Source organism: Ruegeria sp. AB11 (assembly GCF_056536325.1).
Genome location: NZ_JBQFJO010000001.1, coordinates 3,093,113 through 3,119,718 on the forward strand (window position 1 = coordinate 3,093,113; position 26,606 = coordinate 3,119,718).

The 26,606-nt window shown below is 56.0% G+C and carries 23 protein-coding genes; 3 read left to right on the forward strand and 20 right to left on the reverse strand.

The window, feature by feature from the left end; genetic code table 11:
- Positions 1–529 precede the first annotated feature (529 nt).
- The 16 genes from ACR3EJ_RS15500 to ACR3EJ_RS15575 all read right to left on the reverse strand — a co-directional run bounded on the left by ACR3EJ_RS15500 (position 530) and on the right by ACR3EJ_RS15575 (position 19,201).
- Positions 530–1,498 (reverse strand): sugar-binding transcriptional regulator, encoded by a 969-nt coding sequence (locus ACR3EJ_RS15500; RefSeq protein WP_170538862.1) that lies wholly within the window; start codon positions 1,496–1,498, stop codon positions 530–532.
- On the reverse strand, positions 1,495–2,517 hold the full coding sequence (locus ACR3EJ_RS15505; RefSeq protein WP_170538860.1) for an ABC transporter permease: 1,023 nt from the start codon (positions 2,515–2,517) through the stop codon (positions 1,495–1,497). Before ACR3EJ_RS15505 ends, ACR3EJ_RS15500 begins: the two co-directional genes overlap by 4 nt.
- Positions 2,514–3,545 carry an ABC transporter permease gene (locus ACR3EJ_RS15510; RefSeq protein WP_170538859.1) on the reverse strand — a complete coding sequence of 344 codons (1,032 nt, stop codon included), beginning with the start codon at positions 3,543–3,545 and terminating at the stop codon, positions 2,514–2,516. The genes ACR3EJ_RS15505 and ACR3EJ_RS15510 overlap by 4 nt, the downstream gene beginning before the upstream one ends.
- Positions 3,542–5,062 (reverse strand): sugar ABC transporter ATP-binding protein, encoded by a 1,521-nt coding sequence (locus tag ACR3EJ_RS15515; protein ID WP_480423091.1) that lies wholly within the window; start codon positions 5,060–5,062, stop codon positions 3,542–3,544. The genes ACR3EJ_RS15510 and ACR3EJ_RS15515 overlap by 4 nt, the downstream gene beginning before the upstream one ends.
- 144 nt (positions 5,063–5,206) lie before the next feature.
- Entirely contained in the window at positions 5,207–6,223 is a 1,017-nt protein-coding gene (locus ACR3EJ_RS15520) for a substrate-binding domain-containing protein (RefSeq protein ID WP_170538855.1), read from the reverse strand.
- A 356-nt stretch (positions 6,224–6,579) separates the two neighbouring features.
- Positions 6,580–6,864 carry a putative quinol monooxygenase gene (locus ACR3EJ_RS15525; protein WP_480423093.1) on the reverse strand — a complete coding sequence of 95 codons (285 nt, stop codon included), beginning with the start codon at positions 6,862–6,864 and terminating at the stop codon, positions 6,580–6,582.
- A 3-nt stretch (positions 6,865–6,867) separates the two neighbouring features.
- The gene (locus ACR3EJ_RS15530; protein ID WP_170538851.1) at positions 6,868–8,481 is read right to left on the reverse strand and encodes a GMC family oxidoreductase N-terminal domain-containing protein; all 1,614 of its coding nucleotides are present in this window, start codon (positions 8,479–8,481) and stop codon (positions 6,868–6,870) included.
- Positions 8,482–8,500: 19 nt separating this feature from the next.
- On the reverse strand, positions 8,501–9,511 hold the full coding sequence (locus tag ACR3EJ_RS15535; protein ID WP_170538849.1) for a zinc-binding alcohol dehydrogenase family protein: 1,011 nt from the start codon (positions 9,509–9,511) through the stop codon (positions 8,501–8,503).
- 4 nt (positions 9,512–9,515) lie between these two features.
- Positions 9,516–11,027, reverse strand: coding sequence for an FGGY-family carbohydrate kinase (locus tag ACR3EJ_RS15540; protein ID WP_480423096.1), 1,512 nt, complete (start codon positions 11,025–11,027; stop codon positions 9,516–9,518).
- Positions 11,020–11,862 carry a class I fructose-bisphosphate aldolase gene (locus tag ACR3EJ_RS15545; protein WP_170538843.1) on the reverse strand — a complete coding sequence of 281 codons (843 nt, stop codon included), beginning with the start codon at positions 11,860–11,862 and terminating at the stop codon, positions 11,020–11,022. Before ACR3EJ_RS15545 ends, ACR3EJ_RS15540 begins: the two co-directional genes overlap by 8 nt.
- Positions 11,853–13,574 (reverse strand): glycerol-3-phosphate dehydrogenase/oxidase, encoded by a 1,722-nt coding sequence (locus ACR3EJ_RS15550; RefSeq protein WP_170538841.1) that lies wholly within the window; start codon positions 13,572–13,574, stop codon positions 11,853–11,855. Before ACR3EJ_RS15550 ends, ACR3EJ_RS15545 begins: the two co-directional genes overlap by 10 nt.
- Positions 13,575–13,604: 30 nt before the next feature.
- Positions 13,605–14,600: an aldo/keto reductase gene (locus tag ACR3EJ_RS15555; RefSeq protein WP_170538839.1), complete on the reverse strand. Its 996-nt coding sequence runs from the start codon at positions 14,598–14,600 to the stop codon at positions 13,605–13,607.
- Positions 14,590–15,570 (reverse strand): sugar-binding transcriptional regulator, encoded by a 981-nt coding sequence (locus ACR3EJ_RS15560; protein ID WP_170538837.1) that lies wholly within the window; start codon positions 15,568–15,570, stop codon positions 14,590–14,592. Before ACR3EJ_RS15560 ends, ACR3EJ_RS15555 begins: the two co-directional genes overlap by 11 nt.
- On the reverse strand, positions 15,570–16,565 hold the full coding sequence (locus ACR3EJ_RS15565; protein ID WP_170538835.1) for an ABC transporter permease: 996 nt from the start codon (positions 16,563–16,565) through the stop codon (positions 15,570–15,572). The genes ACR3EJ_RS15560 and ACR3EJ_RS15565 overlap by 1 nt, the downstream gene beginning before the upstream one ends.
- Positions 16,566–16,588: 23 nt before the next feature.
- Positions 16,589–18,094: a sugar ABC transporter ATP-binding protein gene (locus ACR3EJ_RS15570; protein WP_170538833.1), complete on the reverse strand. Its 1,506-nt coding sequence runs from the start codon at positions 18,092–18,094 to the stop codon at positions 16,589–16,591.
- Between the two features lie 90 nt (positions 18,095–18,184).
- Positions 18,185–19,201, reverse strand: coding sequence for a substrate-binding domain-containing protein (locus ACR3EJ_RS15575; RefSeq protein WP_170538832.1), 1,017 nt, complete (start codon positions 19,199–19,201; stop codon positions 18,185–18,187).
- Positions 19,202–19,678: 477 nt separating this feature from the next.
- On the opposite strand from ACR3EJ_RS15575, the gene ACR3EJ_RS15580 reads away from it, so the two are divergent.
- The gene (locus tag ACR3EJ_RS15580; protein WP_170538830.1) at positions 19,679–20,122 is read left to right on the forward strand and encodes an adenylate/guanylate cyclase domain-containing protein; all 444 of its coding nucleotides are present in this window, start codon (positions 19,679–19,681) and stop codon (positions 20,120–20,122) included.
- A gap of 125 nt (positions 20,123–20,247) precedes the next feature.
- On the opposite strand, the gene ACR3EJ_RS15585 is transcribed toward ACR3EJ_RS15580, so the two are convergent.
- The 3 genes from ACR3EJ_RS15585 to ACR3EJ_RS15595 all read right to left on the reverse strand — a co-directional run bounded on the left by ACR3EJ_RS15585 (position 20,248) and on the right by ACR3EJ_RS15595 (position 21,769).
- Positions 20,248–20,655, reverse strand: a complete 408-nt coding sequence (locus tag ACR3EJ_RS15585) for a universal stress protein (RefSeq protein WP_170468943.1) — start codon at positions 20,653–20,655, stop codon at positions 20,248–20,250.
- A 60-nt stretch (positions 20,656–20,715) separates the two neighbouring features.
- On the reverse strand, positions 20,716–21,189 hold the full coding sequence (locus tag ACR3EJ_RS15590) for a phasin family protein (protein ID WP_480423098.1): 474 nt from the start codon (positions 21,187–21,189) through the stop codon (positions 20,716–20,718).
- Between the two features lie 109 nt (positions 21,190–21,298).
- On the reverse strand, positions 21,299–21,769 hold the full coding sequence (locus ACR3EJ_RS15595; RefSeq protein WP_170468940.1) for a cytochrome c family protein: 471 nt from the start codon (positions 21,767–21,769) through the stop codon (positions 21,299–21,301).
- 264 nt (positions 21,770–22,033) lie between these two features.
- Between ACR3EJ_RS15595 and ACR3EJ_RS15600 the strand changes: the two genes are divergently transcribed.
- Positions 22,034–23,254: an amino acid permease gene (locus ACR3EJ_RS15600; protein ID WP_170538828.1), complete on the forward strand. Its 1,221-nt coding sequence runs from the start codon at positions 22,034–22,036 to the stop codon at positions 23,252–23,254.
- A gap of 48 nt (positions 23,255–23,302) precedes the next feature.
- Complete coding sequence (locus tag ACR3EJ_RS15605) at positions 23,303–24,919, forward strand: MFS transporter (protein ID WP_170538826.1); 1,617 nt, start codon at positions 23,303–23,305, stop codon at positions 24,917–24,919.
- Positions 24,920–24,928: 9 nt separating this feature from the next.
- Here the strand turns inward: ACR3EJ_RS15605 and ACR3EJ_RS15610 are convergent, their stop codons facing one another.
- Positions 24,929–26,503 carry a trypsin-like peptidase domain-containing protein gene (locus ACR3EJ_RS15610; RefSeq protein WP_170538824.1) on the reverse strand — a complete coding sequence of 525 codons (1,575 nt, stop codon included), beginning with the start codon at positions 26,501–26,503 and terminating at the stop codon, positions 24,929–24,931.
- Positions 26,504–26,606: the final 103 nt, after the last annotated feature.

Here is a 26,606-nt window from a genome sequence, read left to right on the forward strand (position 1 = left end):
GGTCTTAGACAAGTTTCTGAAATTAAACGAAATGCGACGAAATGCGACGACGGTCACCTTGTGGTACTCGCCTCCATTTTTTGTTAAATCTTTGTATTTTATAAGTTTTTCCGTCCAGCGCACAACTTATAGATCATCTACCCACCCAAATCTCATGGGGCTGTTCGCTCAAAATGTCTAAATGCATCAGTACTTTAGCCGCCCACCTGCACCCTGAGAGTTACTTTCTATAATCAATTGAGCATCAGGATTAACAGATCGAGCAAGTACGTGCTAAATTGAGGCACCCCCTAGGTTCGGGCGACCAAACAACGGCGTCGCGTTGAAACGTGCAAAAAGGTTATATATTGCACCGCTTTTTTTGAAGTTTCTCGAGGAAATTGAGAGAGGCAAAGCGGATCCGTTGCCCAAGCATCTGCACCAGCGCATCTCACGCGTCTGCGATCTAGAGCTGTTAGGTCTTATAAACCCAGTCAGATCTGCCTAAGAGCAATACAGTCACTCAGAAGAGCTGGGTGAAGCAGAGATGCTATCCATTCTTCACACTATCCAATGCTGATTGGGCCGTTACCTCATCAACCACCAAAGTGTTAATATGTTGGCCATTTAATGCAGCTAAGATCGGTTCAACTTTCTCTTTACCGCTCGCTACGCCAATTCGTATCGGAACCAACTTGGCGTCTAAAAGCGGTAGGCTGACAAGTCTGGAGTTAAGCGCACTACTGCACAACTCTCCTTCACAATCGACCAGATGCCCGAGCAGTTCAGCCCTAACTCCGCTGTTGTACAGCTTTACCCGTTCCTCTTCAGACAACGGATGAGCTTTGTAGTAGGTCGCGTCCTCATCGGTTACTGCACCCAGCCCCAATAACGAGACATTTGCGTTCCGTGCCTGATTGAGCACATCGCTGACCGCACGGACCGACAGGAGCATGTCGCGCTCTTCCTTGGTATCTGCGTGCAATGGTATGTGGATAAGAGTTGCCGTACCGCCAAGCCCATCTGCAATGCGCGTTGCCAGATGGTTTACGTCTGTATAGTGCTGTCCCTGAACACCGCCCGTCATTGGTATGACAATGTTCGACGTAGCTCCTTGAGGTTGGAGGTGATTGGCAACAACGCTCAGGGCTTTGCCTCCCGAAATTGCGATGACATCGTCCTCTTTCACGATGTCCTGAAGATGCTGAGCTGCCGCCTTACCGACCAAATCCAGCGTGGTACCCGCATTCTCGGTGACGGTATCGACCACAAGAAATTCAACACCGGACCATCGCTGTTTCAGTTGGTTTTCCAGATTGAACAACCGCTGAAACGGGCTGTGAATACGAAATTCGACCATACCCATTTCGCGGCCCTGCTTGATAAGCCGGTTAACTTTTGCAGTCGACAACCTTAGATTTTTTGCGATCTCGGCCTGCAATTGACCTTCTTGAAAATGCAGGGTCAGGACACGTGCGATCAGGCGCAGGGTTTTTGGGTCAGGTCCGCTTGCGTTCAACTTTCACTGTCCTTTCTGCTCACCAAATGGTTCGACGCCGCTGCCAGCAACAACGCGGCTCCCACTACAAGAGTTTGGAAATAGGCGGGCACCAGTGTCAACATTCCGACGGTTAGCGACATAATTATCAGAGCCCCAATAAAGGACTTCAGAACACGCCCTTCACCGCCACTGAAGGCAGTACCACCCAACAGAACTACAAGTATAGCGGTTAGCTCCATTCCGTCACCTGACAATGGATCGCCCAGCGACATAAAGCTGGACCGTGCGATCCCAGCCAATGCAGCGCAGATGCCAACCAGCACGTAAAGGATGATCACGGTCCGCGCTGTATCGATGCCCGACAATTTCGCCGCCATTGGATTGCCCCCAGTCGCTGCCGCGTATTTCCCCAACTTCATCCGATCCTGCGCGACGATCATTGCGATCGTGACCAAAATGGCGACCCAGAATGCCCAAGGCAGACCCAAAAAGACGCCATCGCGACCATAGTCGTTAAACCAACCCGGCATTTTCAACCCTCCGCCGGATTTGATGGCCGAAACGCCATCTTCGACCAACAATAGTGCGATACCTTTATAGAGACTCAGTGTGATCAGCGTGGCGATCACCGGCGTAATCTTTAATCGGATCACAAGAAAGCCGTTGATCGCACCCAACAGAACACCGACCAAAACTGTTGCCAGAAAGGCAGGCACAAAGGGTACACCGTTGATGGCCAACAGGGCATAGACCACCGCGCTTAGGCTCATGGCGCTACCCACGGAAAGGTCAATATAGCCCGAGATCATCAGCAGCGTGAACGCCCCTGCAAGCGTCAGGATCGGGGCCGAAACGCGCAGGATGTTGATGATATTGCGCTCACTCAGGAAGTTGCCGCGCTCGAACAGCGGGAACTTGTCCAGATTGGCGGTGCTGAGCACTACGACCACAAGGATCAGGACCAAATAGATGTAGTAGTCTTTCAGGAACCGTTTTAGCCGGTCACCGGAATGTGGGGATTGGGTCAAATCAGTCATCCCGCGTGCCTCCGGGCCAAGGCCCAAGTCTGGGCCATGATCGCGATGAACACGGCGATGGCTTTTAGAGTGAATTGCCAGTCTGGCGACAGCACCAACCCAGTGGCCGCCGAGGTCACTGTCGCAAGAATGATCGCGCCAAAGAACATTCCGATGACAGAGCCGAACCCACCCGCGATTGCAACACCGCCCAGCAATGAGATCACCAGCGCGTCAAACTCCATCAATGTGCCGCGGTTCGAGAACCCGGATTTGAACTCGGACGCCAGCAGGATACCCACCCCCCCAGCCATCACAGCGCTGAACAGGTATAGCTTGACGACATGGCGCGCATTGTCGACCCCCGACAGGCGCGAGGCGACGGGGTTGGCGCCGATCAGATAGGTTAGCCGCCCGAAGACGGTCTTACGTTCGACAAACACCGCCACAAGGATCAGGGTCGCCATTAGCACCACCGGCAGTTTGATCGAGGTGCCGAACATGGTCATGTTCCCCAATGTCCCGAAATCCGCCGGCAGGTTGGTGTTGCGTTGCGAACCTTGCGTGACCACCTGAGCGATCCCGCGCGCCAGCATCATCGTGCCCAGCGTGACAATGATCGACGGCACCCGCAGCGCGACCACAAAGGCGGCGTTGACGGCTCCGATCGACATCGCGCCGATCAGCGCGCAGACCATTGCCAGCCACGTGGGCATTCCCCAGCCCGAAGACAGCGCGTTGGCCCCATCCGTCGCCTGCGCGAACCACACAGCCAGCACGCCGGACAGCGCCACGATACCTCCGACCGACAGGTCGAAATTGCCCGAGACCAGCAGGAACGTGACCCCAACGCCCAGCGAGATCACCGCCCAGTTGTTTGTCACCAGATTCACAACATTCTGAAACTGAAAGAAATTCGGCACCAGAATGGACGCCAGCAGGAACAACGCCACAGCGGCCCCGGCCACCAGAGACGTGATGAACATCTCATCGCTCAGCCTGTTGTCCTGTTTGGCCAGCCTGCGGCCTGCAACTGCCTGATCGGTCATTTGTTTTCACCGCCCCCGCCGGTTACAACATTCAGGATATGCTGGATGTCGACCTCTGTCCCGTTCTTGATTTCAGCCTGGATGCGCCCGTCGTACATCAGGAATACCCGGTCGCAGATACCCAGCACCTCTTCGAGTTCGGATGAAAAGATGCAGATCGCTCGGCCATTGTTGGCCAGATCGCGGATCAGGTCGTAGATTTCGGATTTCGCGCCCACATCGACGCCGCGTGTGGGTTCGTCGAGCAACAGCATATCCGCATCTGCAAACAGGCATTTCGACAGGACCACCTTTTGCTGGTTCCCGCCCGAGAGTTTCTCGGCATATTTCTCAATCGAATTCGTTGCGATCCCCAGCTTGCCGACATATTCGCGGGCGACTTCTTTCTCACGCTCATCCTGAAAAACGCCGAAACTGGCCAGTTTACGGATGTTCATGATCGGAATGTTGCGCCGGATCGTGAGTTCGGTGAACAGACCCTGCGTACGCCTCTCCTCGGGCACCAGAGCGATGCCTGTGGCGATAGCCTCCTTGGGAGAAGCCGCACGTTTGCGGCCCTTGAAATCGATCTGCCCGTCGGCTTTGTCGGCCCCATAGATGGCACGCGCAACCTCGGTCTTACCTGCGCCGACCAGACCGTAAAAGCCGACGATCTCACCCCCTTTCACGTGAAAAGACACGTCTTTCAGCAGGTGGTTGGTCAGCCCCTTGACCGTCAAAACCGGTTTACCCGCGATCTCACCACGCGGTTCATATTCGTGGGTAATCGCACGGCCGACCATCATCTCGATCAACTCTGGGCGACCATTCACGTCTGCCAGAGGTTTTGTAGCGATGTGCTTGCCATCGCGCAGGACGGTAACGTTATCGCCCAGCTCAAAAATCTCATCCAATTTATGCGAGATATAGATGACCGTCACATCCGAGTCCCGCAGGCGGCGGATGACCCCAAAAAGCCGTTCAACCTCGCGCTCCGACAAGGCAGCGGTGGGTTCATCCATAATGATAATACTAGCCCCGGAAGAGGCCGCGCGGGCAATCTCGACAATCTGTTTCTGCGCCACACTCAGCGATGAAACACGCGCTTTGGGGTCAATCGTCGGTTCTATCGCGGCAAGGGTTTCGACGACACGATCTTCAAGGTTGGACTTGACTAAAAAGCCAAACCGGCTGGCCTCCATCCCCAAGGTCAGGTTCTCAAGAACGGTCAGCTGATCGACCACATGCAGTTCCTGAAACAGCGTCCCCACACCGCTTTCGCGGGCGTCCTGCGTGCTGTTCGGCTCAAAACTCTGACCCAGAATGGCCATCGAACCGCTGGTCGGGGCCAGCGCGCCGGTCAGCATCTTTACAATGGTCGATTTTCCGGCCCCGTTCTCGCCGACAAGGCAATGCACGGTGTTGCGTTCAATGTCGAAAGACACGGTATCCACAGCCCGCACGCCAGGATAGTCCTTGGTCAACTCTCTGACAGATAGTGCTTTTTCCTGCGCGTTTTCGGCAAAAGCATTCTGCACGATCATCCCCTTTTTGCCCGCGCCGTTCCAGAAGGCGCAAAATGGCCGCGCCTTGATGTCAGCTTATCCAAGTTTGATTGTTTTGCCACCAACACCGGGACCCATACGCAGATCCCGATGTTGGACGAATGACAGATCAGCCGGTCAGCTGCCGAACTGATCTTTCAACCACTGTTCGGCCTCTTCTTTCGGCATCGACCAGTAGGACACGGTGTAGGCCTTGTAGAAGAATTCTTCAGCAGTGTCCGAGGTTGGCTGAACCTTACCATCAAGCACATCCATGATCAGGTCAATGCGGCCTTGTGCGGTTTCAACCGGCGGCAGACCCATCGAGACTTTGAGGCTGGAATTCGGGTCATAGACCTGGTCGAACTCGACCGAGTCAAAGTCGACGCTCGCCACGATTTCGGTCAGAGGCTTTCCGTTGTCGAACTTACCGCGCCCTAGTTGCGCCAGACCGGCCATTGTGCCAACGGTCAAGTTAGAGGCCTCAGAGTAAATCAAGTTTACTTCGGGCCGCTGCGTCAGCAGGTCCACGATGATCTGTTTCGCAGCTTCCTGACCCTTGCTCGAATCCAGCGCGCCCAGATTTTCCGCATCCGGGTCAACCGACAGTACTCCTTCGGCAAAAGGCGCGGTCCGGCCCGAATTCACCTCGGTATGGTTCGGCCAACCCAACTGCACCATCACGATGGGCTTGTCGGGATGCGCCTCTTTCCAAGCTTTCGCCATCTGCGCGCCCATCTCGAAAGACACCGCCGCCTCGTCACTGCGCGCGGTCGGGATGCCGGTATCGGTAATTGGGCTGAAGAACGAAGTCATCACGACATCATCGGCCAGCGCGTCTTCAACGCCGGGCGTCGCGGCCTCGGCATCCCAAATATGCAATGTGGCGGCATCGAAACCACCCGCAACAACCTGATCGACATTCTGGGTCATCACGGCAGAATCCGCCTGCCCGTCAAACACCACAACCTCGGCCCCGTATTTTTCCTTGGCATAGCGCTCTGCTTCAGCCGCCTGAGACTGGTGAAACACGTTCGACAAGTCAGACACAAAGAACGCGATCCGCTTGCCATCCTCGGCAAATGCCCCTGCCCCACCTACAAACGTCAGTGTCGTTGCCAGCAGGCCCGCCTTTAGTACATTCCTCCGCTGCATATTTCTCTCTTCCCTTTTGTTTTCTCCAGAGTGCGGTCGATCCGGAGCGGTGCGCTACGGAGCCGCGATCCCAGCCAGCACCTCTCCTCAGGAACCGAGACTGAAATTTATTGCAGTAAGTGTTATTATTATCACTTCCTCTTGCTGAGTCAACTTTCTTGACGACTCTTCAATGAAAAAAATTGACGTTCTAGATCAGCCTAATGATCCCGCAATACACTGATAATAATAAATATTTTATCCAAGTGAACTCAAGCACTCGGCAGACGAACGGACTCTCTGAAATCCGGTTAGAAAAAGAGAGAAAAACCTTTCTGAAACTCTGCGAAAAATCGAAAACACGAATCCCGCAGCGCTTAAAGCTTCGCCAACTTTTGAACGGAAATTTGGGCCTTTCCGTTTACGGCCTCCTTGAACCGGACCATGTGTGACATGCGCCCGTGATTGATGATCGCCTGAGCGCCAGACCAAATCTCGCGGATCAGAAACTCTGACCTTCGGTAGGGTGAAACGAACACATCATTGCCTTTGTTGCCTGCCTCCTCACGGCTGGCAAATGCCAATTCCTCGATGGCGGCTCGCACTAAATCTGACTGACCGTCCTCCGGAATGATGCGTGCGATGATTACAATCTCGTTCATATTTCAAGCTCTCTTGCGGATCATATCCGCCGCTTTTTCAGCGATCATCACAACAGGTGAGGCCGTATTGCCCGAGACAATCTTGGGCATGATCGACGCATCAACCACACGCAATCCATCAAGCCCATGCACCCGAAGGTCTATTCCCACTACGGCTGAGGCATCCGAGCCCATCTTGCAGGTGCCGACGGGGTGGAAAATCGTGGTGGCAATATCCCCCACGCCTTTCACCAAATCCTCCTCGGATTCCATCGCCGGACCCGGCAGGATTTCTTCGGGCTGATAGGGTTCCAGCGCCTTTGCCGTCATGATCATCCGCGCCTGTCGCACGGATTTCGCGGCGACCTGCTTGTCATTGTCGGTCGACAGGTAGTTCAGGCGAATATGGGGCTGAACCTTGGTCTCCGCCCCCTGAATATGGCAGGTTCCGATGCTTTCAGGGCGCAGATTGCAGACCGAGACGGTGATGGCCGGGAAAGGATGCAGCGGGTCGCCCAGTTTGTCCGTCGACAGGGGCTGTACGTGATATTCCAGATCGGGCGTGGCCAGATCAGGGTTCGATTTTGTGAACATTCCGAACTGACTGGGGGCCATCGACATGGGCCCTGATTGCGTCAACCCGTACTGCAGTGCGATCTTGGCTTTGCCAACCAACGAGTTCGCCATAGTATTCAACGTCTTTGCGTTTTGGACCTTGAAAACTGTTCGGATCTGCAGATGGTCTTGCAGGTTCTCACCGACGCCAGGGCTTTCGTGGTGCAAAGCGATGCCATGTTCGGCCAGCACATCGCCGCGTCCCACACCCGACAGTTCCAAAATCTTGGGTGAGTTGATTGCCCCAGCCGCCAGCAAAACCTCGGCGCCGGCAAAAGCATCATACCGCGTGCCCTTACGAACATAACGCACGCCCGTAACCTGTTTGCCGTCAAATAGCAGAGTTTCGGTTTCCGCGTGGGTCAACACCCGCAGATTTGGACGTTTCATCGCCGGTCGCAGGAAGCCTTTGGTCGTGTTCCAGCGCACACCGTTTTGCTGGTTGACTTCAAAAAACCCTGTACCCTCGTTGCTGCCGTCGTTGAAATCCGCGCGCGGCAGGATGCCGAACTCCTTGGCCCCTTCTTGGACCGCTTTCAGGATGTCCCATTGAAGCCGCTGCTTTGAAACCTTCCATTCGCCTCCGCTACCGTGCATGTCACTGTCACCGGCGTGGTGGTCCTCTGACTTCAGGAAATAGGGTAACACGTCATCCCAACCCCAGCCTGTATTCCCCAGCTGCCGCCAGTGATCGTAATCCGCCGCCTGCCCGCGCATGTAGATCATGCCGTTGACCGAGGTGCATCCGCCCAGAACCTTGCCCCTTGGATACACCAGAGAGCGCCCGTTCAGCCCCGGCTCAGGCGCGGTTTTCATCATCCAGTCCGTGCGCGGATTGCCAATGCAATAGAGGTAGCCCACCGGAATATGAACCCAGTGGTAGTTGTCGGATCCGCCGGCCTCAAGCAGCAGGACCCGCGTCTTGGGATCCTCGGTCAGGCGATTAGCCAGAACGCAACCCGCGGTGCCCGCGCCAACGATGACATAGTCGTAATCCCCATCAAGTTTCCGCGCGTCGGTCATGAATTCCTGGTCTTTCTGGTTAGTACGCGACGACAAGCTTGCCGATCATGCGACCGGTTTCAATGATCGCATGTGCCTTTTTCAACGTAGCCGCAGACAAGCCGTGCAGCGTTTTCTGCTCGGTCGTGCGGATGATCCCGTCATCGACCAGGCGGGCAACCCGGGCCAATATCTGCCCCTGCCGCGCCATATCCGCGGTACTGAACAGAGATCGGGTGAACATCAATTCCCACATCAGCGCAGCAGACTTTCCTTGCAGGGCTGAAATGTCCAGCTTTTCAGGGGTCTCGACGATGGTGCCAATCCGGCCCTGCGGCGCGATCAACTCGCACATGGCGTCCCAATGCTGCGCCGTGTCGGCATATTGAGTGATATAGCTTACGGTTTCGTGTCCCGCCGCCCGTACCTCGGCAATCAGATCGCGGTGGTTGACCACCTGATGCGCGCCCATATCCCGGCACCAGTCTTCCGTTTCCTGGCGCGAGGCGGTTGCGATCAGATGCAGACCGGTCAGCTTGCGCGCCAGTTGCATGGTGATCGATCCGACCCCTCCGGCCCCGCCGATTACCAACAGACTGGAAGGCGCCTCGTTTGTCGGCACTTGCAGCCGGTCAAACAGCATCTCCCACGCGGTCAGCGAGACCAAGGGCAATGACGCCGCTGCCGCCGGGCTGACCGAGGACGGCGCATGTGACGCTATCCGATGATCGACCGCCTGAAACGCAGCATAGGACCCGGCGCGATTGGCATCGCCTGCATACCAAACCCGGTCGCCCTTGGTGAAACCCGTAACTTCGGGCCCTTTATCGCGAACAATGCCAACAGCGTCATATCCCAGAATGAACGGCTCCGCATGGTCCTGCTCCGCTGCGGTGCGGATGCGGCGTTTGGCATCTGCGGGGTTGACCGAGATCGCCTCAATCTCCACCAGAAGATCGTTGGGCAGCACCTCCGGTTCGGGAAGGTCCACATCCAACAGGCTATCCTGTGCTTCAATTGGTAGTGATTTCAAAAAACCCACAGCTTTCATTTGCTTACCTTTCGATTGCTGCCTGAGCAGAGTCCCAAAACCCGCGCATCGCCTTGATCAGCGCGAGATACTGCGCATACCGGGCGTCGTAGTGCGCTTGCATTTCGGTGTCCGGCTGGAACTCGGACTTGCGGCGGGTCATTTGGGTGATGGCCTCTTCGTACGATCCGTAGGTGCCTGTGGCGACCGAAACCCCGATGGCCGCACCCAAGGCTCCGGTTTCCTGCGCTTCGGCCACGTAAATCGGAACGCCGAGGCAATCGGCGAACATCTGCGGCCAGACCGGGCTGCGCGATCCGCCACCGGACAGAACCGCCCGATCGAAACTGACCTCTGCGGATTTCAGAACTTCGATGTGTCGGCGATGCTCGAAAAGCACGCCTTCGAACAAGGCCCGCAGTATATGACCTTCGCCATGCCAGCCGGCAACGCCATAGAACCCGCCCCGGAATGACGCCCCCTGCCCCGAGCCATAGAGGAACGGGTGGAAAAACGGATCATCCGCTGCGGGCGTGACCTCGGCCACTTTGACATTGCAATATCCGAACGGGTCATCGTGATGCGCGCCGCGTTCGACAAATTCACGCACATACCATTCTAGATTAGCCGCCGAGGTGGCGCTGGCCTCGATATTCACGAAGCGGTCTGGTCCGAAGCCCGAGACCATGAACAGATCGTCATTAACCGCCGGCGTATCCGAGAAAACCTGATTGATGCTCCACGTCCCTGCGATGATCGAGGCCTCTCCGGAGCGGACAACGCCTGACCCCATTGCGCTGGAAACTACGTCGAAATAGCCGCCGATCACAGGCGTACCTGCGGTCAGACCGGTTGCGTTCGCGGCCTCGGCGCTGACGGTTCCGGCAATCTCCGCCGGGTCGATCAGGCGCGGCAGCATATCGCGCGCATCGCCAAGGCCGTAGAGCGCCAGCAACCCGTCATCATAGGTACAATCCGGCATTTGCGTCAGGCCACAACCGGACATGTCTGAGATCTCACTGACCCGTTCACCCGTCAGTTTGTAGGTGATGAAATCCTTGCACAGCATGACCTTGCCGGTTTGCGCATAGACATCGGGCCGGTGGCGTTTGATCCAGGCCAGTAAGACTGGCGTCTGGGACGGCCACGGTTTCTGCAGGCACCGCGCATGCAGCGCGTCGCCTGCGGCTTCGGACAGTTCCTCGGCTAATCCGGCGGCGCGGGTATCCAGAGACTGGATGCCCACCAAAGGTTTGCCTGCCTTGTCCAGCAGATAAAGCCCGTTGCCATGGCCCGCGCAGCCCACACCGATGATCTGATCGGGCGCAACCCCGGCCTTTCCGATGCATCCGGCGATCACCTGCCGGGCATTGGACCATAGCTCATTCAGGTCGCGTTCCACATGCCCAGGCTGAGGGGTCGAGGATTGACCGTCGAGCGCCTGCATCGCCACGGGGCGGCCCTGCAGATCGAAGAGCACGGCCTTGATGACCGTATTCCCCGCATCCAGCCCCAGAATATACCCGTCCTTAGCCACGGTTATAGATATCCCACGCTTCTTCGCCACTGGCGCCATTGTGGATCATCGCCATCAGCGCCGCCACAACCGCCTTGGGGTTGTCGTGCTGATAGATATTGCGGCCATAAACCATCCCCTGCGCGCCTTGTGCCATAAGGGCCGCGGACTTCATTAGCACGTTCTTGAGATCTTCCTTGCCACCGCCACGGACCAGAACCGGCACGCGCGCGGCCTCGATCACGCGATGAAAGTCCTCGGGGTTTTCTGTGGGGTCGGCCTTGATGATGTCCGCCCCCATTTCCGAGGCCAGTCGCACCAGCGTCACGATCTTTTCAGCATTGCCATCCACCTGATAACCGCCACGCACATCATTGGGCAGCATGACCAGAGGTTCGATCATCAGCGGCATGCCATATTTGTGGCAGGCCGCGCGCACCTTGCTGATGTTTTCGACGCATTGACGGAACAGCTCGGGCTCATCAGGTAGCATGAACAGGTTCACCACTACGGCGGCCGCATCCATCTCAAGCGCGCCGATGATCGGCTCGTCGGCGTTTTGCAGCATCGACCACATGACCCGATGGCGCTGATCGTTATAGGGGTTGCCCATGTCGATCCGCATGACCAGCGCGGGCTTGTCCTTTTCGGGCCGCGATTGCAGCAGATCCGCCTGCCCATAGGCGCACTGGATCGCGTCCGGCTTGGCCACTATGAGCGTGTCCATGACACTGGCCATATCCTCAAGCCCAACCATGAAGCTGGGCTCATTACAGACCCCGTGGTCAATCGCCACGTCCAGACAGCCCCCATTGGTAAACATCCGGTTCATCCGGGCCTTGGTGCTTACACGCATTCTGTTCTCCGTTTCTTGTTTCGTGCGGCCAGAGCCTCGGCGGTGACGCCATAGAACTCGGACAATTCGTTAATAAGTGCTTGTTTTTGATCGTTGGTTTCTTGCGGGCTAAGGCCGCGCTCATGGGCAAAGACATCGGCAAGCTGTGCCAGCAACGCGTTCGAGATTTGCCCCGTGATAGCCAACGCGGTCCGACGCAGTACGATGTCGGACAGGGTCTCGACATATTCGGTGCGCGTCAGCCAGATGATTTCGGCGCGTGTATAGAGGCATCCTTGCGTGAGCGGTGCGTCCTGAACCGACTGGCAGAACTGCGCCACGTCATCCGCTTGTGTCCCATAGTGCTCCATCAGGTGATGTGCGCGCTCGGGTGCGATGCGAAAATCCGCAACCAGACGGGATTTCAAGCTCTTACGATCATCAGGGAATTGCGCACCGCCGCCAATGGGCAGCCCAAGGGTCGAGGCCCGGCGTGCGTGCTCCAACTCAGCCATGACCTCATCTGCGGTTTGTTCACCAAAGGCGCGGAACGTGGTCCATTTGCCGCCGACCATGCAGAATTGCGGCACATCCCCGTCCAGCCGCCGCGTATCATGCCCGCGCGAGATGCGCCCGGTGAAATCCTGATCACTGCGCGGCAGCGGGCGGATGCCGCTATAGCTAAACACCACCTGATCCGGGGAAATCTCGACCCCCGGAAACACCAGGCGCAGCGAACCGAAGATATAGTCGAACTCCTCAGGCTCACACCGCACCCGCGCAGCCTTGTCGACGCGGATATCGGTTGATCCGGCAAGGACCTTGCCCTGATAGGGAAAGACGATGCAGACGCGCCCGTCGGTGTTTTCAAAATAGACCATATGACCGCCAAGCGCCTGGTGCAGCGCTGGGTTGTCGATGATCAGGTGCGATCCCTTGGTGCCCGAGACCATCCGTTCATTGACCCGGCCACCCAGCCCATTGACCGTGTCATCAAGCCACGCTCCGGTGGCGTTGACGATCACTTTCGGCATCACTGGCACAGTGGCACCGCTGCGCCGGTCGGTGACGGAATAGCTGTCGTCATCCCGCGTCATTTCCGCATAGTTCAACGCGATGCAGTCCGAGGCCTCGGCCGCGACATCGCGGATCATCTCAACGCACAGCCGCTCAGGATGGGTGATCTGTGCATCATAATACACCGCCGAGCGTGTGGCCTTTGGGGTCAAAGCGGGCCAGTCTTTGCGGGTCTGGCCGGCGCTGTTGAAATGATGCCTGGGCAGGATGCGCCGCTTGCGCGTTACCCAATCATAAAGCGACAGGCCCAGTTTGATCGGCACTGCGCCCCGGCTCGAAGGCTTGCCCTGCCAGCCAACAAAGCTGGCCGCTGCGTTGAACATACCCGAAAACACCGAGGTGATTGGAATGACCGTCGGCAAGGGCCGCACCATATGCGGTGCGTTCAGAAGTAGGGCATCGCGTTCCTGCAGGGATTCCCGCACCAGATCGAACTCACCATTCTCCAGATAACGAAGCCCTCCGTGGATCATCCGCGAGGGCGCAGCACTACAGCCCGAGGCAAAGTCATTCCGTTCAACCAGAAGCACCCGAAGGCCCTGCAGGGCCAGCTCGCGGTAGACCCCAATGCCGTTGACCCCCCCGCCGACAACCACCACGTCAAACGCGGCGTTTTTGCGCAGATTTGCCAGGTTTTGTTGTCGTTGTTCTGACATGGTGATCCTGTTTCTCGCGGGGTTCAGGGCTTAGCTGTCCAGATCGCTCAGATGCGCGCGGGCCTGGGTGTCGATTTCGGCAATCTCGGCCTCGGTCAGACGCAACTGACCGGCCTTTGCATTCTCGACCGCCTGAGCCGCATCGCGCGCGCCGCATAGTGAGAAGGTGATCCCCGGCTGCTGCACCGTCCACGCAATGACCGTCTGCGCCAGCGTCGCGCCATGCGCTTCGGCAATGGGTGCGATGGTCTGCATCAGATCCGCCACTTTCTGCCGGTTCGACATGGAGAAACGTGGATTGTCCTTACGCTGATCGTCACCCGTAAACTCTCGATCCGGCCCGATCTTGCCGCTGAGCAGGCCCAAGGCCAGCGAGGAGTAACTGAGAACCGACACGCCATTCTCACGACATACGGGCAGCAGCGTGCCTTCGATGTCGCGTTTGACCATCGAATACTCTTCCTGAATCGCATCCAGCTGACCGGCGGTCACATAAGCTTTGACCTCGTCTGCCGAGGTGTTGCTGGCCCCTATGGACCGGATCTTGCCCTGCTGTTTCAGGGTCTCCAGTGCCTCCATAGTCTCAGCGATGGGGGTGGTCGGGTCCTGCCAGTGGGTGATGTAGTGGTCGATATAGTCGGTGCCCAGACGGGTCAGGCTTTGTTCGACCTCATAGATAATTGCGTCCTTGCCCAGATAGCGATGCACCGGCTTGCCGTCATAGTCGAAGAAATGGTTGCCCTTTTGCGTGTGCCAAACCAGCCCGCATTTGGTGGCCAGCACCACCTTGTCGCGGCGGCTTTTCAGCGCCTTGCCCACAATATCCTCGGCCACACCCTGCCCATAGGCAGGCGCCGTGTCGATGAGTGTCACGCCCGCATCGACCGAGGCCTGAATGGCGGCGATGGATTTGACCTCATCCGTGCCGCCCCACATCCAGCCACCGATGGCCCATGTGCCCAGCCCGATGACCGAGGCTTCGATCCCGGATGCTCCGATTTCGCGAGTCAGCATCTCATGCGACATCTCGTGTTCCTTCCATTTCCTGTATGACTGCAGTCGCTGTATCTTCGTCCAGGATCAGCGAATTGAGAAACTTTCCGTTCAGCACCGCCTTGATCGGCAATACTTTTTGTGCCCCCGCACTAACACCGATCACTCGTGTGCATGGGGTCAGATCGGTCGGCGCAACCGAGACCAACCGCGAATTCAGCGCATAATTCGACACAGATCCGTCGATATGGATCAGATGAGCAAGGAACTCTCCGATCACGCCCATGCCCATCAGCATCTTGCGGTCTGCCTCGGGCACTGGATGCAAGTCGTAGTAGCTGGAACCTTCGGGCTCGATGGACCCGACACCCACCAGCGCCACATTGGCGCGACGGGCGAGGTCCAGCACTTCGCGGATCGAGGACACCTGTTCCAGCATATCCCGCTGATCGCGGCTTTCGGCGAACAGCGGCGCGTGCAGCAGCATGGATTTACCGCCCAGCCGATCCGCCATCTGCGTCGCCAGATGGTTAACGTCTGTATAGTGCTTGCCCTGAATTCCACCCGTCAGCGGTACAACGGTCACGTCAAAGGCACGCTCAGCCTGCAGCACCTCAACTGTGGCACTGACCGCTTTACCCCCGGTGATCGCAATGACATCCCCATCACGCAATGTCTCAAGCAGGTGGTTTGCGGCTGCGCGACCGACTTGCTGCAGAGTTGTTTCCGCACTGCCCGCAACCGATGGCGTCACGATAACTTCTGAAAGGCTGGTCGAGCCGGTCAAGCCACGCTCGATATCCATCAGCGTCTCGAACGGGCTCTCGATGTCGATCTTGACCATGCCCATCTTGCGGCCCTGAGTGATCAGGCGATTGACCTTGGAATTCGACAGGTTCAGGTCGCGCGCGATATCGGCCTGTTTCTTGCCCTCAAGGTAATGCAGGACCAGGACAGTGTGGATCTGCCGGATCAGTTCAAAGTCATTCTTCTTGTCGACCATCACCCGCGCCTTTTGTTCAGGTAGTGGTCGATGGTCACCGCCGCCAGCAGGATCGAACCGCGGATGATGTCCTGCCAGTAGACCGACACGTCCAGCAGCGCCAGCGAACTGGACACCAATGACAGAAGGATCACGCCGAGGATTGCACCCAGGATAGACCCCGAGCCGCCGTTCAGGCTGGCCCCGCCGATGACGGCTGCGGCGATGATGGTCAGCTCCAGCCCTAACCCGAACGTGGGCTGGGCCGAGCCAAACCGGGCCATGTAGATGATGCCCGCGATACCGCACAGCGTCGAACACAGGGTAGTGGTCAGGAAGATCACCTTTTTGGTGCGAATGCCGGAATAGGCGGCGGCTTTCTCGTTGCTGCCGGTGTAGAACACTTTGCGGAACATGGTCGTCCGGCGCAGCATGAAGTCGAAGGCGATTACGAAGACTAGAAAGATCACGATCACGATCGGGATCGGGCCGATGGTGCCCTGCCCGATGAATTTGAACTCGGGCGGCAGGGTATAAAGGCCCAGTGGTCGCCCTCCGGTGAATAGCAGGCAAGCGCCCCGCGCGATCACCATGATCGCGAGCGACACGATGAAATGGTGCAGCCCTACCTTGGTCACGAAGAACCCCATAAAAGCTCCGATCCCCGTACACAGCGCAATCGCCATGGCCGAGGCGACCCAAGGGTCAATTCCGCTGAGGAACAGCCACCCCGCGATCACCATCGCCAGTGCCGTCACTGACCCCACCGACAGATCGATCCCGCCCGAAATCAGCAGGATCGTCATCCCAATCACCAGCAGGCCATCGACGGCAAATGCCATCGACATGGCGCGCATATTGGCCCAGGTCAGAAAATAGGGCGAAGCAAAGGACATAATCAGGAACAGCGCCAGAATGATGACGATCAGCCCGGTCTCGCGCATCCGAAACAGGCGTTTCAGCAGAGGCGTGTTGTCGGTTGCACCCGCTTGGGCCAGATTTACGGTGTTGTCCATATTCGTCTCTCCGCTCATGCGACCTAGGCCTGCGCGTCCATGACCGAGGCTAGGTGCATGATGTTTTCTTCTGTCATCTCATCGCCCGTGACTTGCCCGCTGATACGCCCTTCGCGCACCACCAACACCCGGTCGCAGACACCGATCAGTTCGGGCAACTCGGACGAAATCACCACGATTCCCACGCCGTCCTCGGCCAAATCACGCAGAATGCGGTGGATCTCGGATTTCGCGCCCACATCGACCCCTCGGGTCGGTTCATCAAGAAAGATCAGGCGTGGATTGACGGATAGCATCTTGGCCAGCGCCACCTTTTGCTGATTTCCCCCCGACAGAGATGAAACCGGATCACTCAACGACCCGCACTTGAGGTTCAGCTTGCGCCCCAACGCCTCGGCCTGCGCTTCCTCGGAATCCGACTGGATCAAACCGATCCCGTTGGCCACCTGTTCCAACTTCAGAGCCGAGACGTTGGCGGCAATCGGCAGGTCCAAGAACACCCCATCCCCTTTGCGATCCTCGGACAAATACACCATCCCCTTGGCGATACTGTCCTGGTAATTGCGCAGGTTCAGTTCTTCACCGTTCAGCCAGATTTGTCCGGTCACCTCGCCCTCAAGCTGGCAGATGCCCTTGACGATCTCGCTGCGACCAGCGCCGATCAGACCCGCAATACCCAGAATTTCAACCTTATTCAGCGTGAATGACACATCACGAAACCGCGTCGCTTCGGTCAGGCTGCGCACGTCGAGGATGACCTGATCTGAGGGCACCTCCTGTTTGTTGGGGTAGAGATTATCGATCACCCGCCCGACCATCGCGTTGACCACATCGCTGGGCTGAACATCGGCCACATTGTTCGTGACGATATGCTGACCGTCCCGGAACACCGACACCCGGTCGCAATTGTCGAATATCTCGACCATACGGTGCGAAATATAGATGATCGAGATCCCCTGATCCGCCAGATTGCGCATGATCCCAAAAAGGGTCTGAGCCTCGGTTTCCGTGAGTGCGGCTGTAGGTTCATCCAGGATCAGAATGCGGCAATCAAGCGTCAAGGCCTTTGCAATCTCAACCAGTTGCTGGTTCGAGATCGAGAGGTTTTTCACCAGAACCGATGGGTCGATATCGCTGAGCTGGCGAAACACATCCACGGCGTCATGTTCCAGTTTGCAATAATCCATCAGCCAGGACCGGCTGACATTGGTCTTGGCCATGAAGATATTCTCGGCCACCGACACATCCGGACACAGGGCGATTTCCTGATGAACGAAACCGATACCCAGTTGCTGCGCCATCGTTGGTGACGAGATTTTGACTGCTTTGCCGTTCAGAACGATCTGCCCACTGTCCGGCTGCAAAATCCCGTCGATCACGTTCATCAGGGTCGACTTGCCTGCACCGTTTTCGCCTGCAATCGCGTGGATTTCCCCCTTGCGGAGTTCAAAATCGATCCCTCGCAGCGCCTTGACCGGGCCAAAGGACTTGCTGAGGTTCGATATCTGAAGGATCACGTCATCTTGCATGGCAGCACCTTCTGGGGTGTCTCTTATTTGTCGCTGGAACCGCCCGTGAAAATCGGAACTGCACGGGCGGCTCACTGGGGAGTTACCCGATCAGGCCGGATCGCGGCCTTCCATGTAGACGTTCAGATCAAAGCTGTCGGCATTGTCTTTAGTGATGACCGCAAAGCCATTGTCCATGAACGGGATCTGAACCGGGTTGAAGCCGCTGGTTCTCCAGTCATTGAACGGATCGAATACATCCGACCGGTTTGCCAGATGCACTGCCATGAAGCCCATGAAGCCCTGCACGCCCTGGTTGGGGTTCAGAGACATGTGGATGTTGCCCGCGCGAATATGCTCCAAGGTTGTGGGTGTCACGTCCGCATGCATAATCAAGATATCGGAATTGGCTTCCAGCTTGGCTGCAACCGCACCTTCCGCCGAGCCGGCTTCGGGGATCCAGATCGCCGCCACATTCGGGTTGGCCTGAATGATCGAAGCCGTCGCACGATAGGCCGCATTGCTGTCCTGGTTCGTGGCCTGACGACCGACCAGCTTCATGTTTGGATAGTTCGCCTCCATATACGCGATCAGAGCCGTCACGCGCAGGTCATGGTTCGACTGGCCCGGGTTCTCAAGAACCGCATATTCGGCGCTGTCACCCACTTGTTTGACAATCTCTTCGGCAGCGAACTTCGCTTCGGCATGGTTGTCCGACGTGATATAACCGGTACGCTTGGAATTCGGGCTGTCGGCGGCGAATGTCACAATCTCAGTGCCGCCGTCGATGGCGCGATTGATTGGCTCGATGAAAGGATCGGATTGCATCGGATGCAGCAAAACACCCGCTGGCGACTTTACCAGATCCTGCTCGAACGAGGCGATCTGCTTGGTGATGTCATAGTCAGGCGTTCCTGAGAACACAGTATCGCAACCAAACGCATCTGCCGCTTGCTTGAAGCCCTGATAGACCGGAACCCAATAGGGGTGGCCCGAAACCATGACGTTCATAACATAAGTCTCGCCGGGCTCACACATGATGCTTTCGGCCTGCGTCGACTCGGCAGTGATTCCAGCAACTGCCAATGCGGCGGATGCGAAGAATGTGTTTAATCCACTGTACTTCATAGATTTCCTCCCTGCAGAAAGCTCTTGCTGTTGAGGTGCCTTGTTCCTCCCCAACTTAATCGCAAGATATTTCACTAGTTGATGTTTATTGCACACCCACTTTTAAGGTCGCCGCAAAGGAGGCGTCAAATACTTTCGGTATAAATTTTGATATTTGAAATTTATTTCATACACGAGATTTGATTTGCATGTGATTTATTCCCGTTTCAACGAGAACGGGCCAATACCCAGAGGAAATCTTGATTTCGATTTAGGTGACCTCGCTGAACCTAAGCCACGAGTTTAGTTGGTCTTGTCTTGCTTCAGGTCCGACAACCCGGCCGAGGCGTGCGACTTGTTTGTAGATGAAAGATTTGTCGAACGACTTTTGAGGTTCCGAGTTTGCATCGAGCCCCCTGACACCAGCACCCTCCCATTGCCGTTCTTCGTCGCGGGCCTCAATCAGTACTGGCATCAATTTCAAGTGCCGCGCGGTCTATGAAGCTTCCAACCCATGACATGCTTGAGACATTGAGCATCTGGAACCGTAACAGGAGTGCCGAAGGGCTTCCTCCGGCGCGCATTGGGATTGGCATCCACTTCGGTCCCGTTATCTCAGGTGACATCGGAAACCGACGCCGTCTTGAATACAGTGTCATCGGCGATACCGTGAACGTCGCAAGCAGGCTTGAGCAGCTGTCCCGGAAACCAAAAGCCTCTTTGGTGGTTAGCGATTTGTTGATCGAAGCAATAGATACGACGGACGAGGTCGGGCAATCTTTAATCAAAAGATTGATTCCCGCCGGAGTGCGAGATTTGAGAGGAAGACGCGGAAAGATCGGCGTTTGGACCTACACAGCAAAATTGCAGGTGTTTGTTCATGGCTATGCCATTCCCCTGAATTCAACTTTCGCAGCCCATTCAGTCGGGCCCACTCATTGAGCCTATCAACGCCTTCCATTTCCACATGGTCATGCAGTGGTCTGATGATCGTAAAATAACTCGGGTCTGGAAAGTCGACTCATCCACGACGTTAAATCGACATGCGGCATTTACCAGAAACCGGTTCAGCGGATCACATGGACTGAGCATTTGGCGTGGTGAACGACCCGGTTCGCAGTCGACCCAATAAATAAGTTTTCGATTCCCGGCTTGTGTGAGGCCAGCACTATGCAATCGATGTCGTTTTCATTTGCGAAATCAACGATCGCTCGGCCAGCGCTCCCCGAGATAAGCCGCGGTTTCGCACCCGGTAGCTCTGCAGCGTTCCGATGTAGGCCTTCCTGAAGCTCTTTTCGCGTGTTTGCCAGAACTTCCTCGGGTATCTGGGATGCCACATATGCAGGGATCGGTTCCTGCACATGGAGCACTGTGAATTCCGCATTTGCATTCGCCAGCAAACGAGCAGCTTCAAATGAAGCCTGTGTATCATGATCTTTGTCCAGCGCGACCGGTACCAGAATGTTTTTATACATATTAGCTACCTTCCATTGCTCCAGCTACGATCTATCTGGCCTCCGCAGTGATGCGGCACTCTAAACCGGTTCTGATTTCGAAGACTTACCCGCTTTCTTTGCTGTGCTTGCAACATCATCTATCGTCTTTTCTACTGCTTCGGCTTCGGTTTCCGCTGCATATCCTGCACATCGGGCAACTGTTTCGAACCATTCCTGTGCGTCAGCTACAAGGCGTTCGGCTGAATGCTTCTGCCACTCTGCTATGGTTTGCAGTGCTTTCGCCGGATCAGTCGGGTCTGCGGCAGACGCCGAACGCGCAGCTTCCAGTGCGGTTCGAACAGCCTCGTGACGCCTCTCAAACCAATGTTGAGCAAAGGCCTCTGCCTCTTTAAGTGATTTTTCCTGCGTGTCCCAGAATTGCTCAAGCTGAGCGCCTAAAAACGGATTGGCCGTGGTAGTCGGCTGCATCTGCTTAAAAACATCGACAAGTGGGTTGGAGTAACATGATTTTGGCTTCTCTTCAGGCATTGGAGATTCCTCCTCATCTTCCAAATGCTGAATGTTACCAGATCTCGCAAAAAACAACCTTAATGTAGATCAACCAGTGTCACCAAACTTAGGCAGTGGTGCTCTACAATCTAATGGCGGCATTTGTACCATCCTACTCGATTTGAATAGACTCCAGATAATAAATTACATTTGCCAACGGAACACCTGCGAACATCGGCTGGCCGTCAGGCATGGTCAGCGCAACTTTTTGATCCGAATCCAAAGCTGGTCCGAAAATGGGCATTTCTCCGCCATGCGCGAGCAATGGTGCGCGACCATCAATTTGACGCGCCACCGCCTCAATCGGAAAAACGCCGTCGTTTTGGGCCGCGAGCCTCGTCAGATCAGGTGTCCTTATTGCCAGCATCTCCGCCATTGGACCATCTCCTGTGGCCTCGAAACCATGGCATTGCCAACAATAAGTTCGGTAGAGATCGTGCCCATTTTGAAGGTCTATGTCCTGCGCCAGTGCAGCGCTTGCAGTAAAAATTGACAAAAGAAGTGTGCGACAAACTAGCATCTGTTCCTCCGACAAGTTCAGCATTTCGAGTTGAGAATACGCGATATCGAATGAATGTTTCATTGATCTCGCTCATATTCAGCCTTTGAGTACCAACTGAGAAAAACCATCACGAAAGGACGATCGTAGCAGTCGAATCCGCCTCGCTGATCGGGTCTTAGCGCCTAATGATATAGATCAATGCCAAATGAAGCATTACATATCAAAGTATGAATGTTTTAGCGGAAGCTCGGCATGAGTGGTGACGAGCCCTTGATTTATGATTGGGGTGCTTGTTTGCGGCACTGCTTCGGCACCCAGGCAATTGTCCATCAAGGAGTGAGGTGAATGCATACAGTTGATCCACCGGCACCTAAACTCCGGCGTTCTCTTACCACCCCGTTGCTTACACTATATGGGCTCGGTGTTACCGTCGGTGCGGGAATTTATGTGCTGGTCGGCGCCACCGCCGAGGCCGCGGGCCCTTATGCAGCAATTTCGTTTCTTGTTGCTGCTCTCGTCGTTTCGCTGACGGCTTTGTCATACGCCGAACTCGCGACACGCTTTCCCGTAAGCGCGGGAGAAGCGGCATACGTTGAAGCGGGATTTCAAAGGGGCTGGATGGCGGTTCTAATCGGTCTTGCTGTTGCTGCGTCTGGGATTATTTCAGCCTCCGCTGTTGCGATCGGGGCGGCCTCATACCTTCACACCCTGACGGGGCTTGGCACCGCGTTGCTTACGATCGGCGTTGTGTCGGTCATGGGTCTGATTGCACTCTGGGGCATTACACAATCGGTATTTGTGGCAGCCGTGATCACGGTCATCGAGATTGCGGGGCTTCTTTTTGTGATTGGCTGGGGCATGTCCGTGCAGGAAGCGCAAGGCTATGAAATTAGTGAGATGGTGCCGGGACTCGAGCTCAATACCTGGCGCGGTATTATGGCGGCATCTCTGCTGGCCTTTTTTGCCTTTGTCGGGTTTGAGGACATGGCAAACGTCGCCGAAGAAGTAAAAGACCCAACCCACACAATTCCAAAGGCTATCCTTTTGACTCTCGTTCTGGCGACGGGTCTTTATCTGGCGACCTCAATGACGGTTCTGCTTGTTGTTCCTATCGATGCCTTGTCAGCTTCGGCAGCCCCGCTTACTCTGGTTTTTTCGAACGCACCCGAAGTGATCAAACAGGGGTTCGCCGCAGTCGCGGTTGTTGCGACAGTCAACGGCGTCCTGATCCAGATGATCATGGCGTCGCGAGTGATCTATGGCCTTGCCGACCGGGACCACCTGCCGAAAATACTGGCGACTGTCCCGCAGGTAACCCAAACACCGGTCGTCGCAACACTGTTGGTTGTTGCGATAATCCTTCTGCTGACGCAAACTCTGCCAATCGGAATACTGGCGGAACGCACATCCCAGATCGTTTTGGGAGTGTTTGTTTTGGTCAACATCTCGCTGATATTGCTGAAGTCCCGGCCTGGGTCAACTCGGGAACATTTCCGCGTACCTCTTGTTGTACCAATCCTTGGGGTGCTGACCAGCGCCCTGCTTTTTGGTGCCGGATTTCTCTGAGAGGAAAACCGACAGCACGGGGTCACCAGAACGGGGTCCGACTGACGCATGAACACTGACCGATCAACACTTGGAAGGCGGATTTCAGGCTGGTGGCACCGGACCTTTGTTGATCTGATCGAGCAATTGCAATGGTCTTACCTACCACCATTGATGGTTTACTTTGCGGCCGGGGTTTCGGGACTAACATCCGTCGTCGGTGCGTTTTTTCTTAAGGAATATCTGAATCTATCCGCCGCTTTTGTTGCGGGATTGGCATTCTGGGCCGGGTTACCGTGGATTCTAAAAATGCCGCTGGGTCATCTAGTTGATCTGTTCTGGCGCTGGAAATCCCTGCTGATTGTCGTTGGCGCAACCCTTATCACGGCGTCATTGCTCATCATGTACAGGCTTGTGGCTGCGCCTGACCATATGGCCGGCATTATGCCACTAGAGGATTGGTACGTCGTTGCTTTGATGTTGGCTCCTTCAGGTTATGCCATTCAGGATGTCGTTGCTGACGCCATGACAGTAGAAGCGGTGCCGCAATCGGACCGCGACGGACGCGCTTTTGCGCCGGAAGAAGTTCGTGCACGGCACACCACAATGCAGACCCTCGGCAGGATCGCGATCATATCCGGGTTTGCAGGAGTCGCAGCGGTTAACATCTGGATTTTTTCGGGGGCAGAAGATCTGGAGAAAGGCGATCGTTTGGTTCTCTACGGTCAGGTCTATCTTGTCGCTCTGGTTATCCCCTTGCTTTCGATCAGCGGAGTGGTTCTTCACGCTCTGATACAGCGTCGCCTCGTTCGTCAAGGACACCTTCCGCACAGACCCGATCAAACCACCGAAGTCAGGTGGCCCATTCTGCTGGGTGGCTTTGCGTTTGTTGTTCTCAGCATAGTGTTGGGAACCGCAAATTTTGCCTTCGCGCAAGAGACCGTTTTTGCGGTGTCGCTGACGGTCATTCTCTACCTCATGTCGCGTTTGCTGAGAGAGCTGGAGTCGAAACAGGCCAAAGTCCTGATCGGGACAGCAACTATCATTTTCGTTTTTCGAGCAGTTCCCTTGCCAGGACCGGGCCTGACTTGGTTCGAGATCGACGAGCTTGGGTTTGACGAACAGTTCCTGGCCATTCTAGCGCTTCTGACCTCACTACTTGCTCTGCTTGGCCTGATTATCCTCAGGCCGATTATGGCAAGTCATTCGATTGCGCAGGTTGTAGTGTTACTCACGATTGCCGCAGGAGTGCTGGCCCTGCCAAACCTTGCCTTGTACTACGGGGTGCATGAATGGACGGCCGCGCGCACTGGTGGTGTCGTGGATGCAAGGTTTATCGCCATACTCGACACAGCAGTCGAGTCACCGCTGGGTCAGATCGCGATGGTCCCAATGTTGGCCTGGATCGCGCGCAACGCCCCAACACATCTGAAAGCTACCTTTTTCGCAGTCATGGCGTCGTTCACCAACATGGCATTGTCAGCAAGCAGCCTCGGTACAAAATACCTGAATCAGATCTTTACCGTTACCCGCGCGGTTACCGATCCCAGAACGGGTACCGTTGCCTCCGTCGCTGACTATAGCCACTTGGGGAACTTGCTGATTACCGTGGCCTTGATCTCTGTTATCGTTCCTCTGGCTGTGGTTTTTCTTGTGCAAAACTCATCTTATCAGACACGCGATTAAATATGCGGATCAATCGCTTTCATCGAGAAGTGTCTTGAGGTGTGACACCGGAACGCCAATATTCGAGCCGCCAAATTCCGGTAAGATCGCGGCATTGATGGCAACCACCTCGCCGTTTCGGTTCAGGGCAGGTCCGCCGCTTCCGCCGGTTGTGGTTTCCGCATCATAAACGACCGCATCAGGGCTGGTCTGGGCGACGATCCCCCGGCTGGCCAGAGGCCGGATCTTGTTCTGCTCTGAAAGGTGTTTTGCAATCGTCCAGAAATCGACGGTGCCATCGCTCTCAAGCGTTTTCAGAAAGTCCGGCCCGGCCTGCACAATCAAGGCCTTAAGGCCAGTCGGAAATCCAAGCAGGAAAACTTCTTCACCTGCCCGCGGCGGGTCAGGTGCCAGTGAAAGCCCGAGCCCTTGAACCCGGCTCGCATCAACAGACAGAAGCGCCAGATCGGCCGTTTTGCTTGCCCTAAGCAATACCGCTTCCATTGGCTTGGATTGCTCTGGCAGATAAGCCAGCAGACTAAGTATCTCGGCCTCAAGCCCTGCGGCCTTCAGGGCCTGCGCCCGATCCCCGGTAGTCCAGGGCAAGGCGACATGACGGTTGGTCACCAACAGAGAGGTGCCATGCAGCAGAAACCCGGTTCCGGTGAACTGAAACTCTGCCGGCGCGCCTGTTGCATCCGGTTCAATCCATGGTTTCCCGAATGGAGTTTTTAGTTTCTCCCCGTCCGGGCCAAGCACATGCCGCAGCAATTTACCGCTTTCGGTTTGTCGCAATCCGTAGGCCCCTTGGATAAAGGCAATGGATCGCGTCGAGGCCGTGACTACCCGCCTGGACGCACCTGCACGGTCTTCCAATGTCCCAAGGCGCTGCTCGGTGGAAATTACCTGGTTGTCAAACGCCTCTCTGAGCGCGACCAGATCATCCGCCGTCAATGCATCTTCTCGTGTCTGCGCGAGCATCACGGCAACCGCCTCGATCTTGAGAGATTCCTGTTTAAGGCTGTCCGCCAGCTTCCGGTCGTTCTGAAAAAGCAAATAGCCAAAGGCAAAGATCAGAAGAAGCACACCGATAACGGCAACCCTGAATAAAACCGTGGTTTGTGATGTCAGCCGACGCCCGCCTTCGCGCAGCGCACCGGACATTTTTCTGGCGAAGGGTCGTCGGCTGGAGCGCGTATACACATAAGCGTCACTTATTATGTCTTCGACCGTGTGATGTGCAGGGAATGAGTGGTCACACATCCTGTAGCGCGACATGGGGCCCTCTTCACCGAATTCAATCATGTCGCCATGCCCTAGAATTGTAGAAGCGGTTTTTTGACCGTTGACCCAGATATCCCGGCCGGGCAACGCGTTTAGCGTGTAACCGCCTTGCGACCACTGAATGGTCGCCACGTCTTCGTCATGCGGGGGCAAATCCTCTTTCCGCCTGAACTTCAGGATACGATCAGGACCCACCGAAGCAGCCAAAGCGTTGCCGACAAGCCAGGTAACGGTTCCGCGGGACGGCCCCGTCAAGCTCTCCAGAAATGCACGGACATCGCCCGTTTCACTTTCCACATCGCTTTTGTCAGGCGTCCGCATCGTCCATCTCAGTTCTCCAGCGCTATTGACACATTATCATGCCCAGCAGTGAAACCGCTATGGTGGGCAATTATGTGCTCGTTTTAAGAACACCAAGGGTCCG

Excerpts from the sequence above, each read along its gene's own strand:
- ACR3EJ_RS15505 (WP_170538860.1), bottom strand. The coding sequence starts at position 2,517 with ATGACTGATTTGACCCAATCCCCACATTCCGGTGACCGGCTAAAACGG.
- ACR3EJ_RS15510 (WP_170538859.1), bottom strand. The coding sequence starts at position 3,545 with ATGACCGATCAGGCAGTTGCAGGCCGCAGGCTGGCCAAACAGGACAAC.
- ACR3EJ_RS15520 (WP_170538855.1), bottom strand. The coding sequence starts at position 6,223 with ATGCAGCGGAGGAATGTACTAAAGGCGGGCCTGCTGGCAACGACACTG.
- ACR3EJ_RS15525 (WP_480423093.1), bottom strand. The coding sequence starts at position 6,864 with ATGAACGAGATTGTAATCATCGCACGCATCATTCCGGAGGACGGTCAG.
- ACR3EJ_RS15530 (WP_170538851.1), bottom strand. The coding sequence starts at position 8,481 with ATGACCGACGCGCGGAAACTTGATGGGGATTACGACTATGTCATCGTT.
- ACR3EJ_RS15535 (WP_170538849.1), bottom strand. The coding sequence starts at position 9,511 with ATGAAAGCTGTGGGTTTTTTGAAATCACTACCAATTGAAGCACAGGAT.
- ACR3EJ_RS15545 (WP_170538843.1), bottom strand. The coding sequence starts at position 11,862 with ATGCGTGTAAGCACCAAGGCCCGGATGAACCGGATGTTTACCAATGGG.
- ACR3EJ_RS15550 (WP_170538841.1), bottom strand. The coding sequence starts at position 13,574 with ATGTCAGAACAACGACAACAAAACCTGGCAAATCTGCGCAAAAACGCC.
- ACR3EJ_RS15555 (WP_170538839.1), bottom strand. The coding sequence starts at position 14,600 with ATGTCGCATGAGATGCTGACTCGCGAAATCGGAGCATCCGGGATCGAA.
- ACR3EJ_RS15560 (WP_170538837.1), bottom strand. The coding sequence starts at position 15,570 with ATGGTCGACAAGAAGAATGACTTTGAACTGATCCGGCAGATCCACACT.
- ACR3EJ_RS15565 (WP_170538835.1), bottom strand. The coding sequence starts at position 16,565 with ATGGACAACACCGTAAATCTGGCCCAAGCGGGTGCAACCGACAACACG.
- ACR3EJ_RS15570 (WP_170538833.1), bottom strand. The coding sequence starts at position 18,094 with ATGCAAGATGACGTGATCCTTCAGATATCGAACCTCAGCAAGTCCTTT.
- ACR3EJ_RS15575 (WP_170538832.1), bottom strand. The coding sequence starts at position 19,201 with ATGAAGTACAGTGGATTAAACACATTCTTCGCATCCGCCGCATTGGCA.
- ACR3EJ_RS15580 (WP_170538830.1), top strand. The coding sequence starts at position 19,679 with ATGAAGCTTCCAACCCATGACATGCTTGAGACATTGAGCATCTGGAAC.
- ACR3EJ_RS15585 (WP_170468943.1), bottom strand. The coding sequence starts at position 20,655 with ATGTATAAAAACATTCTGGTACCGGTCGCGCTGGACAAAGATCATGAT.
- ACR3EJ_RS15595 (WP_170468940.1), bottom strand. The coding sequence starts at position 21,769 with ATGAAACATTCATTCGATATCGCGTATTCTCAACTCGAAATGCTGAAC.
- ACR3EJ_RS15600 (WP_170538828.1), top strand. The coding sequence starts at position 22,034 with ATGCATACAGTTGATCCACCGGCACCTAAACTCCGGCGTTCTCTTACC.
- ACR3EJ_RS15605 (WP_170538826.1), top strand. The coding sequence starts at position 23,303 with ATGAACACTGACCGATCAACACTTGGAAGGCGGATTTCAGGCTGGTGG.
- ACR3EJ_RS15610 (WP_170538824.1), bottom strand. The coding sequence starts at position 26,503 with ATGCGGACGCCTGACAAAAGCGATGTGGAAAGTGAAACGGGCGATGTC.